General features: G+C 62.3%; 11 protein-coding genes. 1 reads left to right on the top strand and 10 read right to left on the bottom strand.

Features of this window, described 5'->3' with window-relative positions:
- Positions 1 to 20 precede the first annotated feature (20 nt).
- The 5 genes from EXY20_RS18855 to EXY20_RS18875 all read right to left on the bottom strand — a co-directional run bounded on the left by EXY20_RS18855 (position 21) and on the right by EXY20_RS18875 (position 8,526).
- Entirely contained in the window at positions 21 to 1,751 is a 1,731-nt protein-coding gene (locus EXY20_RS18855; protein ID WP_135553652.1) for a type 2 periplasmic-binding domain-containing protein, read from the bottom strand.
- A 97-nt stretch (positions 1,752 to 1,848) separates the two neighbouring features.
- Positions 1,849 to 3,453: a response regulator transcription factor gene (locus tag EXY20_RS18860; protein ID WP_167859360.1), complete on the bottom strand. Its 1,605-nt coding sequence runs from the start codon at positions 3,451 to 3,453 to the stop codon at positions 1,849 to 1,851.
- On the bottom strand, positions 3,416 to 5,287 hold the full coding sequence (locus EXY20_RS18865) for a cache domain-containing sensor histidine kinase (RefSeq protein ID WP_167859361.1): 1,872 nt from the start codon (positions 5,285 to 5,287) through the stop codon (positions 3,416 to 3,418). Before EXY20_RS18865 ends, EXY20_RS18860 begins: the two co-directional genes overlap by 38 nt.
- 155 nt (positions 5,288 to 5,442) lie before the next feature.
- Positions 5,443 to 7,050 carry a type 2 periplasmic-binding domain-containing protein gene (locus EXY20_RS18870; protein WP_135553655.1) on the bottom strand — a complete coding sequence of 536 codons (1,608 nt, stop codon included), beginning with the start codon at positions 7,048 to 7,050 and terminating at the stop codon, positions 5,443 to 5,445.
- A 120-nt stretch (positions 7,051 to 7,170) separates the two neighbouring features.
- Positions 7,171 to 8,526 carry a glycoside hydrolase family 18 protein gene (locus tag EXY20_RS18875; RefSeq protein ID WP_135553656.1) on the bottom strand — a complete coding sequence of 452 codons (1,356 nt, stop codon included), beginning with the start codon at positions 8,524 to 8,526 and terminating at the stop codon, positions 7,171 to 7,173.
- A 312-nt stretch (positions 8,527 to 8,838) separates the two neighbouring features.
- On the opposite strand from EXY20_RS18875, the gene EXY20_RS18880 reads away from it, so the two are divergent.
- Positions 8,839 to 9,468 carry a YfbR-like 5'-deoxynucleotidase gene (locus EXY20_RS18880; RefSeq protein WP_135553657.1) on the top strand — a complete coding sequence of 210 codons (630 nt, stop codon included), beginning with the start codon at positions 8,839 to 8,841 and terminating at the stop codon, positions 9,466 to 9,468.
- Between the two features lie 44 nt (positions 9,469 to 9,512).
- Here the strand turns inward: EXY20_RS18880 and EXY20_RS18885 are convergent, their stop codons facing one another.
- From EXY20_RS18885 to EXY20_RS18905, 5 genes are all read right to left on the bottom strand, one after another.
- Complete coding sequence (locus tag EXY20_RS18885) at positions 9,513 to 10,313, bottom strand: alpha/beta fold hydrolase (protein WP_135553658.1); 801 nt, start codon at positions 10,311 to 10,313, stop codon at positions 9,513 to 9,515.
- 48 nt (positions 10,314 to 10,361) lie between these two features.
- Positions 10,362 to 10,709 carry a DUF1801 domain-containing protein gene (locus EXY20_RS18890; RefSeq protein ID WP_135553659.1) on the bottom strand — a complete coding sequence of 116 codons (348 nt, stop codon included), beginning with the start codon at positions 10,707 to 10,709 and terminating at the stop codon, positions 10,362 to 10,364.
- 35 nt (positions 10,710 to 10,744) lie between these two features.
- A complete protein-coding gene (locus EXY20_RS18895) occupies positions 10,745 to 11,140 on the bottom strand; it encodes a VOC family protein (protein ID WP_135553660.1) in 396 nt (131 codons plus the stop codon).
- Between the two features lie 410 nt (positions 11,141 to 11,550).
- Positions 11,551 to 12,819 carry an RNA polymerase sigma factor gene (locus EXY20_RS18900; RefSeq protein ID WP_135553661.1) on the bottom strand — a complete coding sequence of 423 codons (1,269 nt, stop codon included), beginning with the start codon at positions 12,817 to 12,819 and terminating at the stop codon, positions 11,551 to 11,553.
- The gene (locus tag EXY20_RS18905) at positions 12,816 to 13,250 is read right to left on the bottom strand and encodes a YciI family protein (protein WP_135553743.1); all 435 of its coding nucleotides are present in this window, start codon (positions 13,248 to 13,250) and stop codon (positions 12,816 to 12,818) included. The genes EXY20_RS18900 and EXY20_RS18905 overlap by 4 nt, the downstream gene beginning before the upstream one ends.
- Positions 13,251 to 13,428: the final 178 nt, after the last annotated feature.

Consider the following 13,428-nt stretch of genomic DNA (forward strand, 5'->3'; position numbering starts at 1 on the left):
TCGCATGCGCCTACCGCCCGCTAAGGGCCGATAGCCGCCAACGCTTCCTTGTATTTCGTTTCGTAATACGCGAATACGGCCGCCGCTCCCTTGGCCTTGTATTCCTCGAGAAACTTCGCTTTCGCCGCCGCAAATTCCGCATCCGACCGCTGGAAAATAACCCGGGCCACGTTCGCGATCAAATAGGCGTTGAGCTGCTGCTCCTGCGCCTGCACGTCGCTTCCCGGCTTCGCGGACAAATTGGCGATCACCGACGTATCGAACACGTAGGTCGGCACCCGGGTGAACGGCTCGGTCACCGTCTTGTAGCCGTAATGCGCCTTAAAATCCCGCTGCGCCGGAGTCAAAATCCGCTGCAGCGTCTCCGGCACGTTGTCGAACTTGGCCGGATACCCGTGCGGGTCGTTGAGCGGGCTGAACCGGATCAGACCGGCATATTTGCCGATTCCCGTCCGCAGCATGTAATTCGGGTCGTTCCGCCGTCCCTCCAGCTCGGACGCGCGGACGACAGGAACGCCGCCGACCATGTCGTAATGTTTGCCCTCCACGCCGTTCAAGAGCAGCTCGGCGCCTTCGTAGGAGTACAAATAATTGACGACCTTCATCGCCGCTTCCGCATGTTTGCTCGTCTTCGGAATGAACAGCTCGTACGTATTCCCGTTGTAGGTCGACTGGCCGGCAAAAATGCGTTCCGGATTCGCGTCGACAAGGAGCGGCACGAACCCTTTTTCCGTATCGCCGTTGGACTGGAACACCGAATCCGCGCCGCCGAGAAGCGTATAGGACGGCGCGGCCAAATAGCGGCCTGTCTTGTACTTTTCGCTCAGCGTGACCGCCTTCATCGTCGCCGATTCCGGATCGAGCAAGCCTTGGCGATACGCGCGATTGTAGAACGCCATCGCCTTCCAGAACATGCTGCCCGGATCGGATACGCGCGGGACGAGCTTGCCGGTGCCCATGTCGAGATACGCGTCGTTGGAGGACGTTTGCACGTATCCCTGCAGGTTGGCGATCGCCCGGTCCAGTATCAGATGCCCGGACGCATCGGCCAAACCGAGCCCCAAACCGTACGTCCGCTTCCGGTCGCGATTCGTCGGCTCCAGCTGCTGCATCCGCCCGAGCGCCGTCAGCAGATCGTCCAGCGTCGCAAGCGGAGGATAACCAAGCGCCTTGTACAAATCCCAGCGCACGTTCCAGGCGTAATCGTTCGTCAGCGGCGAAAATTCGACGTCGCCCACGCCGCCGGGCAGCACGTACAAGCTGTGCGTGTCGTCGGAATTGTTCGCCTTCGAGATGCTGATGGCCGAAGCGGCGTTGCGCCGAATGTCGGCGCCGTACTTGTCGATGAGCTCATCCAGCGGCATCGCCACCTTGGCGGCGAGCACCTTCGAACGGTCGGTCATGGCGTTGTAGATGACGATGTCCGGCAACTCCTTGTTCGCCAGCATGACGGACAGCTTCACGGACGGATCGGCGACGTTCAGCCCGGGGCTGAAATCGAGCCGGACCCCCGTCCTTCGCTGCAGCTCCTTCATGACCTCGTCGTCCTGGAAAGCCTGCCGCAGCACGGCGGTGTTCGCCGCTCCGAATACGGTCAGCGCGAAGCCGCCCTCCACGGCCGCGGTTGCTTCCGCGCCTTTGGTCGCGCGATCTCCCTCCGTTTCCTCGTGAACTCCGAAGCAGCCGGCAACAAGCCCGAGCAGCGCGATCGCCGGCGGGATTCGCCGGGCGCACGTTCTCCAATCCGCCATCCGATTCGCCCTCCGAACGCAAGCGGGGCCGCTTCCTGACTCGATTATAGAACCGGCAGGCGCCAGCGGCACTCCATAAAGTATAGGAACCGATTGGTTAAATTAAAGCGTCTTTCGCACCGACGGCGGGACGGGAGCGGCGGAATTCGCCGGGGTTCATTCCGCGCGCCGTTTTGAATTGCCGGTAGAAGTGGTCGACGTACTTGTACCCGACCTTCTCGGCGATTTCCGCGGCGGCCAGGCTCGTGTCCAGCAGCAGCCGGCAAGCGTGCTCGATCCGCAATTTATTGATGAAATCGTTGAAATATTCACCCGTTTCCTTCTTGAACAGCTGCCCGAGGTACACCGGGTTGATGTAAAACAGCCGCGACAGCTCCTTCAGGTTCAGTTCGCTGGCGTAGTGCTGCTCAATGTGAGCGAGGATGTCGCGCACGCGGCTGTCCATGACGCGAGTGCGCACCGTCGCGACGTGCCGGCAAAGCGGCAGCGCCAGCCCGTACAGGAAAGCGTCGAGCTGCTTCATCGCCCCGCGCTCGAGAATGCGCTCGAGCTCCCCGAACTTCCCGGCGTATAGCGACTGCCATTCGCCGTGAAACTCCTCCGTCAGCTTCGCCAGCCGCAGCAGCGTGGACATCAGCGTATATTTCAGCAGCTCGCGCGACATATACCGGCCTTCGAGCGGCGCAAGCAGACGCGTCGTTTCCGCGCGCAGCCGCTCCTCCTCCCCGTCGCGGATCGCCAGCAGCAAGCCGGCGTCGTCCCAGGCGATGTCCTGCCGCGCGGCGCTTTGCTCCTCCGGCGCATACACGAACACCCGCTCCGTATCGACGAGGAACTTGTATTCGAGCGCCTGCAACGCCGTCCGGCACGCGTGTCGGATCGCATTCGGCGACCGCACGGTTTCGCCGAGGCCGACCGTCACTTCTTCCTTGACGAACCGCGGCATTTGCCGCGCGATCGCATCCGCCGCCGCCTTCCCGGCTTCCTCGAACCGCTCCGCCGCACCGGTCAGCAGCACGCCGAACCGCTGCTCGCTCAGGTCGAACAAGTAGCTGCCCGGCGGCAGCAGCTCCGCAATGACGTTGCCGATCGCATACCGCTTCCAGCCGATCTCCTCTCCCGGAAGGGAGAGGAGAAAATCGCCGTAGCGGTCGATCGACACGACCATAACCGCGAACCGCTCCGCCTGCAGGTTCACGCCGTAAGGGCCGGCAGCGGCGACCGGATCGCCGTATATTTCCCCGCGCATCAACTTGCCGAGGAAAAAGTCGCGCAGCTTGCCGGCCTGCTCGTTCTCCTTCATCTGCTGCTGCAGGCTGCCCCACAGCCGGTCGTACACGCGCCCGAGCGAGCGGCCAAGCTCGTCCGGATCGACCGGCTTCAGCAAATAATCGGACACGCCGTGCTGCAGCGCTTCCTTGGCGTAAGCGAATTCGTTGTAGCCGCTCAGCATCAGCACCTGCGTCGCCGGCGAGCGCCCTCGCAGCTCGCGCGCCAGCTCGATGCCGTTCATCCGCGGCATTCTGACATCCGTGATGACAAGGTCCGGCCTGCGCTCGCCCGCCGCGTCCAGGGCGTCGGCGCCGTCGGCCGCTTCTCCGACGACGGTGAAGCCGTAGCGCTCCCATTCGATGATCGTCCGGAGGCCTTTGCGAATGTGCGGCTCATCGTCCACGATGAGTGCTTTGAACATGGTCGTCATCCCCCGTTCTTCCCTCATCCGCGAACCGGATCGGGATCGTAATCGTCACGCGGACGCCGACCGCGCCGCTGGCAAGAGACAGCCCGTAAGGCGGCCCGTATTGCAGCAGCAGCCGGTCCTGCACGTTTTTCAGCCCGATGCTGCCGGACTTTCGGATGTCCCGGACGGCCAGCTGCTGCTGCAGCTCGGCCAGCCGTTCGGGAGACATGCCCGCTCCATTGTCGCTTACTTCGATCGTCATCGCATCGGCGCCGATCGCCCGAACGACGATGGCGATGCGCCCCGGCCCCGCGATCGTTTCGATGCCGTGCTTCATCGCGTTTTCGACGAGCGGCTGGATCGTCAGCTTCGGGATGCGCGCTTCGGCCAGCTCCTCCGGCAGCTCCAGCTCGTAGCGGATGCGATCGCCGAACCGGTACCGCTGGATGGACAAATAGTGGTCGATCATCGCCAGTTCCTCGCCGAGCGCAACGAACTCCCCTTGCGTATACAGCGTGTTGCGGAACAGCTTCGACAGCTTCAGCACGATGACCGACGTCTCCGCGTCGCCTTTGTTGTGCAGCCCCATGCGGATCGACTCCAGTGTATTGAACAGAAAATGCGGGTTGATCTGGTTCTGCAGCGCGTACAGCTCGGCTTCCTGCTTGCGGATCGTAATGTCCTTCAGCTCGAGATTAACGACGTAATTGTCGTGAATCGAACGCTGCAGGTCGACGATCATGTCGTTGAAGCTGCGGGCGAGCGCGCCGATTTCGTCGGAGGCGCCGGTGTTCGGCATGACCGACAGCTTGCCGTTTTTCACCGTCTGCATCTTGCGCACGAGTTGCTTGATTCGCGCCGTAATCCGACCGAGCACGAACAGGAACACGACGCACGACGCCGCAACCGCGCCGGCCATCGCCAGCAGGAACAGCCGGCGGATCCGCTGCTCCTCGTCCATGATGCGATCGAGCGGCACCAGCGTCAGCAGCCGCCAGTCGAGAAACTGCTGCCCGTCGCCGAGGCTCGTTTCGATCACCTTGAACGTGCGGCCGGACACCGCATCGACAAAATCGAACGTATCGGACGCCGCCGCCTGCGGGCGGAAATAGGCTTCGCCCAGCAGCGAGCTGCCGACCAGCTCGCGGTCGCTGGACGTAATGACGGTGCCCCGGCTGTCGGCGATCAGCTCGGTTTTGCCGCTTTTTTCGCTTTCGGCGAGCAGCGCGAACAGCCGGCTCTCCGGAATCTGCAGCGACACGACGGCGGACAGCTGGCCCTGCGTGGCGTACATCGCCCGGGCGACATAGATGCGGCCGCGGGACGTGCCCCAGACGAGCCGGCCTTCCGCGGCGCGGGCCGCCCGGTATTCGGGCAAATTTTGCGCCTCGAAGTCGGCGCGGACGAAGATGATGCCGTCCTGCAGCAGCGTTTCGTTGTGAAAAAAGATTTTCAACTGCGCGTCCGGTTCCTTGTAGTTGTAGTCGTAGAACGTGGCCGGCCGCAAATACAGCTCGTACGCGTCAATGCTCTCCAGATCGGTCTTGTACACCCGCGAGGGGGTCAAATAGTCGTTCAACTGCTGGTCGTAGCTGAACCGGTTGACGATGTCGACGTATTGCGCCAGCAGCGCCTGCAGGTTGCGGGCCGTCTGCAGCGTATTTTCCCGCGTGATGCTCGACGTCTGCTCGATCACCTTGCCGCCGTAGACCGAAATGCCGATATACCCGATCACGGCCAGCGGCAGCACAATCGTCAGCATGTACAGCAGCACCAGCTTGGCGCGCAAATTCGCTTTCGGCACGGAGCGAAGCGGAAAGGCGGGCTTGCCGAAAGACAGCGGTTTCATTTTCATGCGCATGGCTCCCGGTCATTCAAGTTGGCGCGGCCCTTGCTCCCGTTATAAACCGGAAACGCCGTTTCGTCATTCCATAAAGTAAAGCTTCGGATTGGAAAAAATAAAGCCGTTTCGCCGGCTGCGCTGCGCCGATGCGCCCGCCCGGCTCGCGGTCAATTCGTTTTGTAGCGCCGGTAGGCGGCGTCGTACAGCTCCAGGTACCGGTTCATGCCCATCCTTTTCAACGTCGCTACATACTCGTCCCATTTCAGAAACGGCACGCTGCCGGTAATGAATTTCATCGCCATTTCGCTGACGTAGGCGTTCAAATCCGTCTCGAGCTCCGCATATTCGCCAACCTCTTCCTTCGTGAAGCTGAACGGCGGCCACAGCTCCTGCGGAAAATACGGCTTGATCCGCTCGGAGACGCGCACATTTTCCGGACTGGACTCGTGCCCGAGAAAATATTGCTGCTTCAGCACCGACGGGTACCAGCCGCCCGCCCACGTGACGTATTTGCCGATGGCGCCCGGGTCGGTGCGGATTTCGTCGATCCACTCCGGCTTCCCGTTCTTTTCCGTATAGCTCTTGTCCTTGACGCCGAGCAGGAACAGCTTGATGCCTTCGTCCCCGTAGAAATAATCGGCCCAACGCACGGTCGCTTCGGGGTACGGGTTTTTGCGCGTGATCGCCATGCCGCCGACCAGCGGCATCGGCGACTTCGCCCGCGAAAACAGCCGCTCGCCTCCCGGTCCCGCCAGCGCGCCGACGCCGATGTAGCCGGACACGCCCTGCAGCGAAACGTTCGGATTGACGCCGAGCGTGCCGCCGAACAGCCCGTCCGGGAACTTGGCGTTCACTTCCGCCGGTTTGATCGTAAACACGTCCTTGTAGAAGAAGCCTTCGGCATAGAAGCGATTGAGGTATTGCAGCACTTCCTTGTATTTCGGATCGGCCGGGATGTAGCGCAGCTTGCCGCCGGCCGGGTCGACGTCGACCTTCGGATGGTTGTTGCCGCGGTTGCCCAGCCCCCATGCGCCTTTCAGCTGATCGATCAGCCAGGACATGTCGTACAGCGCCAGCGGAATTTCGTCGGCCAGCCCGTTGCCGTTCGGGTCCTTCGTCTTCACCGCCTGGAAATACCGGTACAGCTCCTCCGTCGTCTGCGGCTCGCTCATGCCGAGCGCCTTCAGGAACGGTTCGTTGATCCAGAGCTGCGAGCCGATGATCGCCGACGTGAAGCCCGGGTCGATCAAGCTCGGGAACGCGTAGATGTTGCCGTCGGGCATCGTCATGCCTTTGCGGATTTCCGGGTAGCGGTTCATGTAAGCCTTGAGATTGGGCGCGTACTTGTCGATCAGCTCGTTCAGCCGGATCAGCACGCCCTGGCTGCCGTACGTCACCAGATCGCTGGTCGGCAGCACCGCGGTGTGGAACGCGTCCGGCAATTCGCCGCTGGCGAAGACAAGGTTGCGTTTCTCGGGCAGCACGTCGACATTCGTCAGTTGAAAATCGATCGTCATATTCGTCATTCTGGCGTATTCCCGCCAGATCAGCGTGTCGTTCCAATTGCCGGTATTCGAATTCGACTTGTGGGAGAAGAAGGTCAGGCGGATCGGCTCTTCGACAATGGGGAACCCGGTTTCGTTCAGGTTGGCGAGCCTGTCGCCGCCGCTTGGCTGTTGCGGGGTGGAAGCGTAGTCGCAAGCGGCCAGGGCGATCGCCAGAAGCGCGATCGCGAGCCCGGTCCGGACACTTGCTATCGTCGGTCTGCTGCTCATCTCTTGCGATCGCCCCTTTTGCTGCAACGAATGCCGGTCTTAAAAACAAGCCGCGGCCGGGCGTAAATGTTGGGTGGCCTGTTATTTACATCTTACTGTAGGGGACAGCTTCGCCATTTGTCAATAGCGCCCTTGGAATGGCGCTTTCGGCGACGGCGGCTGAGTCCGGCGAACAATCCGGCGCCGCTCCTGCTTCTTCGTCACGTTGAAATTGTCCTCGATCAGCAGCCAGTTCTGCGGGAAGCTCAGGCCAAGCTTCCAGTAGCTGACGCCGCGCAGCCCCAGCTCCTTGACCAGATCGAACTTGGCCTGGATCGAACGCGCATCCTCGAACCAGACCCGGTGCTCCTTGCCGTTATCGTCCCAATAGGCAAAGTGGGGCGCCTGCGCCTCCTCGTCGTACGCGATCGAGGCGTTCCGCTTGCGGGCGAGCGCGATCGCCTGCTGCGGGCTGAGCGCCTTGGCGTAAGCGCCGCCCGGCTTGTAAGGCAGCGTCCAGTCGTAGCCGTACAGGTTTTGGCCCATCATGATTTTGTTCGCGGGCATTTCCGTGATGGCGTATTCGAGCACCTTGCGCACCGGGCCGATCGGCGACACCGGCATCGGCGGCCCGCCGCTGTAGCCCCATTCGTACGTCATGATGACGACGAAGTCGGCGATTTCGCCGTGCGCCTTGTAATCGTGCGCCGTATACCAGGCGCCGGTCTGCTCCGCGCTCGTCTTCGGCGCAAGCGCCGTCGAAATCAGCAGCCCTTCGTTATGGATGCGGTCCGCCGCCTTGCGCAAGAAGCGGTTGTACGCTCCGCGATCCTCCGGCCGCAGGTGCTCCAGATCGAAGTGAATGTCGCGGAAGTTGTGCTCATGCGCGGTTCGGATAATCGTGTCGAGCAGCCGGTTCTGCACCTGCTCGACGTTCAGGATCACCTGCCCCAGCTCCGCGCTGAACTGATCGTTCTCCAGATTGGTTACCACCATCATGAGCACCGCTTGCTGCTCCGCGGCGATGGAGGCGAGATCGTCCAGCGGCGGCGGCGTCAGCGTGCCGTCGCGGTTGATGCGGAAGCTGAACGGCGCCAAATACGTGAGGTGCGGGGCCGCTTCGCGGGAAGCCCGGCGCAGCTCCGCCGACACGCTGCCGCCGCGCGGCTCGACGTAGGCGTTGAATTCGGCGTCCCGGCGCGGACGAGGCGGGATGTACAGGCGCGTGCCCGTCGCCAGCGTGCCTTCCGGCGGGATGCCGTTAACGTCCGCCAGCGTCTGCGCGGTAGTGCCGAATTGGCGGGCAATACTCGTCAGCGTATCGCCCGGCTTCACCCAGTAATAGGAGCCGACGATCGGAATGACCAGCGTCTGCCCGACAACCAGCGCGTCTTTCGGCGAAATTTCGTTCGCTTCCGTTATCGTTTCCACGGATACTCCGTATAATTGCGACAGTTGATAGAGCGATTGTCCGGGCTGAATCACATGAATTTGCATGGAGGAGCCTCCCCTCGCGGAAAACGCCGTTTCCCGGCATCCTTACAGCTTATTCGCGGGGCATATGCTTTATGAGCGGAAGCTTCGCCGGGGCCGAGCGCAGCGAAGAGCGGGGCAAAGCCGTGACTTCTGCGGCAAAATGACATATGGTAGGAGAAAGAGACGATGCGGCGGGGCCGGCCGGGTTACAGGCGAACCAGCAACTTCCGTCTTGCGGTTAATCGTCCCTTAACAATTGCAGGGTAAACTAACATTGGATGGTCGGGACAACCGCCATCGCCATTTTATCCAACCGGGAAAGGAGCTTGATACATGGGGATTCATTCTTATTTTCAATCGCTGACGGATTTGGAGCGCATCATTCGCTGCCCGGGGAAATTCAAATTTCAGGAGCACAGCGTTTCCGCCCATTCGTGGAAAGTCGTGCAGTACGCCAAAACGCTGGCCGACATCGAGGAATACAACGGCGTCGCCGTCGACTGGAAGAAGCTTTATGAAATTACGAGCAGCCACGATTACGGCGAAATTTTCATCGGCGACATCAAAACGCCGGTCAAGCACTATTCGGTCGAGCTGAAAGCGATGCTGCAGAAGGTCGAGGACGGCATGGTCGCCCACTACATCGACAACCACATCCCCGAGGAGTTCAAACCGATTTTCCGCCGCCAGCTGCGCGAAGGCAAAGACGGTTCGGTCGAAGGGCGCATTCTTGAAGTCGCCGACAAGCTGGATCAAATTTACGAGGCGTTCGCCGAAATGCAGAAAGGCAACACGGAGAAGGAGTTTATCGCGATGTACCGCAACGCCATCATCAAGATCAAACAGATCAAGCTGCATTGCGTCGATTATTTCCTTCAGCATATTTTGCCGGATCTGGTCAGCGAAGGAGCCCGCTCGCCAATCGATATCGAGCAGATCACGAACGAAGCGCTGGCATCCTGATTGTGGGCGCTTCATCCGTTTTCCCCCTCGTCCGACGTCTTCCCTTATTTCCCTGCAAAAAAATGCGTTAACACCGGCGCAAGCGCCGCCGGTTTGACGATATGCGTCTGGCCGGCCAGCGTCCGGTGCTCCGCGTGCGGCAGCGCATTTGCCAGCGCCTGCATCGCGTTCCGCATCCAGGCCGGGCTCTTCGAACCGGATGCCACAAGAGTCGGCGCCGTCACGTCGGCCCAATAGTCCGTCGGCAGCGGTTTGCCGCGCTGGAACGCCGCTGTCAGCTCGGTGTCGTAAGGCAGCGTGTGCGCGACGCCTTTCAGCTTCTTCCAGGCCGGCATCAGCGGCATGATCGCCACGACGAACGCCGGCAGCCCGACTCCCCGGCGCATAAAATGTTTGACCGCGGCGCCGCGGCTGCCTGCGGCGACAAGCTCGTCCATGCGCCTGGCATACGACTCCGGCACGGGAGGCCGGCTGCCGTCGACGACGAACGGCGCCTCGTACAGCGCCAGCTTCGCAATCTGCGGCAGCCGTTTGGCCGCTTCGAGGGCGAGCGCCGCCCCCGACGAAATGCCGTAAACGCCGGCCGAACCGCCGGCTTCGTTCAGAAGCGCTTCGATGTCCTCGACTTCGCGCCCGATCGCATACAGCGGCTCGTTGCCGCTTTCGCCCCGACCGCGACGGTCGTAGGTGTAGACGGTGAAATGCTCCGCCAGCAGCGCGGCCAGCGGCCCGTTCGGCCCGGACGCGCGGTAGCAGAGCGCGCCGTCGACGAGAATGAGCGCCGGCCCCCGGCCGATGCGGTCATAAGCGATGGCGGTGCCGTCTTTGGAAATGACGTGGGCCACGAGTCCCCACTCCTCCGTTTGAAATGGCGTTTGGCGACTGGCCGCCGGCTACAGCGTGGCGGAAGCCTGCGCCAGCAGCGGCGCAAGCAGCTCGCTGTCGACCGACTGGTCTTTGCGCAGCTTGATCGTTTTGCGTTCGGGCGGTCCGTCGAACAGCTTGTCCGGAACGGTCAGGCCGGCCGCGTTAAAAATCGTAAAGCTGACCGCATCCTTGGAAAGCGACATGACGGCGGCATATTTGCCGTTTTTTAGAAAATGCGGCTTCTTGTACTGCATGCGCTCCTGCGCATCCGGCACCGTCGCATGCACCAGCTCGTGCAATTCGCCCGCCAGCTTCGCCTGCCAAGGCTCCGCGATCGCGGCCAAATAGTCTGTTACTTCCGGGTTTCGGTTCATCGTTGTTCTCCCCTCGTTCGACACGCCCTGAGTGTCTATTGCTGCACGATTTGCCAGGTTACGCCAAACCGGTCTTCGATTTCGCCGTAGTTGGCGCCCCATGGCTGCGGCTCGAACGGGAACTTGATGCTGCCGCCTTCGCCTAGCCTGGCGAACGCCTGGCGCGCATCGGCCTCGTCTGCGAACGAGAGCGCCAGCGCGATCGCGCGATTGCCGGCTGCCGGCGCGGCGGCGTCGGTCAGGAACAGCGCGTTGCCGCCCGCTACCGTGATCGCCATGTGCATGACGCGGTCTTTGAGTGCGTCGGGCGTTCCGGGCAGTTGGCCGAACGTCATCACCGACACGACCTCGCCGCCGAGCGCCTGGATATACGTTTCCGCTTGCGTTCTTGCGTCTTCCGACAATACATAGGGAGTCAATTGAGCTTTCATTTTCTTCAACCTCTCTTTGATCGATATAGTGGCCTGTTGCGGCCTGTTCGGCAGGCTTGAATGCCGGCCTCTATACGGACAACGAACGGCCATCGACCAAATCGACACGGGTGAAGAAAATTTTTTTTGCAAAATGCGTGGGGCCGGCCGGATCGGCGGCGCGTCGGCGAAATAGGCCATGAAAAATGGCTTATTCGCCCGATTTCAGCTGCCCGGTTGGAAATAGCCAGTGAAATCACTGGCTATTGTGCTACATGCAGCCCCGAAATCGGGTTTTGCCGGCGAATAGCCAGCGAAATCGCTGGCTATTTTGCGGCGACCGGCCATTTGGGGCGGAATAACCAATAAAATCGGGCCTATTTCCGCGGATGCCCGCTTCCCGGCGCCGTTGGCGCGGCGATTCACGGCTTTCAGCCGCGTTCCCCCGCGGGCGCCGCGCAATCTGCGGCGCGCCGCAGCAGCAGCTCGCGCTCGCGGGCGTTGCGCGTCATCGCCGCGGCGCGTTCGAACTGCTCGCGCGCCTCTTCAATCCGCCCCACCTTCGCCAGCAAGTCGCCGCGTACGCTCGGCAGCAGGTGGTACTGCTGCAGGGACGGCTCGTCCGCCAGTTCATCGACGAGCCGCAAGCCGAACGCCGGGCCGAACGCCATGGCAATGGCGACGGCGCGGTTCAGCGCCACGATCGGCGACGGCGCGACGAGCAGCAGCGCTTCGTAGAGCGCCGCGATGCGCGGCCAGTCGGTCTCCGCCGCCGTGCGGGCCTGCCCATGGCAGGCGGCGATTGACGCTTGCAGCGCATACGGCCCGAGCGGACGGCCGAGCTGGCGGGCGCGCTCCAGCGCGGCGAGGCCGCGGCGGATCAGCAGTCGGTCCCAACGCGCCCGGTTCTGGTCCAGCAGCAGGACCGGCTCGCCGTCCGGTCCGACCCGCGTGGCCAGCCGCGACGACTGGATTTCCATCAGCGCGACCAGCCCGTGCACCTCCGGCTCGTCCGCCGCGATTTCCGCCAGGACGCGGCCGAGCCGCAGCGCCTCCTGGCACAACATCGGCCGCATCCAGTCGCCGCCGGCCGTCGCCGTGTAGCCTTCGTTGAACATGAGATACAACACCTCAAGCACGGACGCCAGCCGTTCCTGCAGCTCGTCGCCCGCCGGCACCTCGAAGTCGGCGCGCGCCGCGGTCAACGTCCGCTTCGCGCGGACGATCCGCTGGGCAACCGTTGCCTCGGGGATCAGGAAGGCGTGGGCGATTTCGTCCGTCGTCAGCCCGCCGAGCAGCCGCAGCGTCAGCGCGACACGGGCCTCTTGCGACAGCGCCGGATGGCACGTCGTGAATATCAGCCGCAGCAGATCGTCGCCGATTCCGCCCATCGCCGATTCCAGATCGGGCTCTTCGTACAGGTCGCTGCCGCGCCCGACTTCTTCGTACTTCCGGTCGCGCACCTTGTTGCGGCGCAGCAGATCGATCGCCCGCCGCTTGGCGGTCGCCATCAGCCAGGCGCCGGGGTTATCCGGTATGCCGGTTTGCGGCCACTTCTCCAGCGCGATGACCAGCGCGTCCTGAGCCAAATCCTCGGCGATGCCGACATCCCGCACCATCCGCGCCAACCCGGCGATCAGCCGGGCCGACTCGATGCGCCAGACCGCATCGATTTTCCGGCGGGCGTCGATCGCCGTCACGATTGTTTTTGCCTCGCCACGATTTCGCGCACTGCCGCATCCTTCGCCAGCGCCTCTTCATCGTCCGTGATATCGGCCGCTCCCATCACTTGCCGCAGCTCGATGACACCTTCGCCGAAGCCGTGCGGATCGGGCATGCGCATCGCCCACTCGATCGCTTCCTCGCGCGACTTCACTTCGATCAGCGTAAAACCGGCGATCAGTTCCTTCGCTTCCGTAAACGGCCCGTCGATCACCTTCGGCTTGCCGCCCGGCTCCGGAAAAGCGATGCGAATGCCGCTGGAGCTTGGCGCCAGCCCGTCCGCGGCCAGCAGCACCCCGGCGCGCGCCAGCTCCTCGTTGTAGCGCATGAACGCTTCAATCAGCTCCGGGCTGGGCGGAATGCCCGCTTCCGTATCCTGGTTCGCCCGAACCATCATCATAAACCTCATCATCGTTTCCTCCCGTTCGGTATGGCTTCAACCCAAACTTGTCGCACCACTTCCAACGATAGCATTTTCCGACTCTCTCTCATTATCCCGTCCGGAGCACACTATTGTAAACAAAATAACTTTTCTGACACCGCCGGGTTAGAACACCCCGGTGTGTTATACCGTGCATCCCGCGTCG

It is taken from the genome of Paenibacillus cymbidii (assembly GCF_004764705.1).
Lineage (GTDB): Bacteria > Bacillota > Bacilli > Paenibacillales > NBRC-103111 > Paenibacillus_AN > Paenibacillus_AN cymbidii.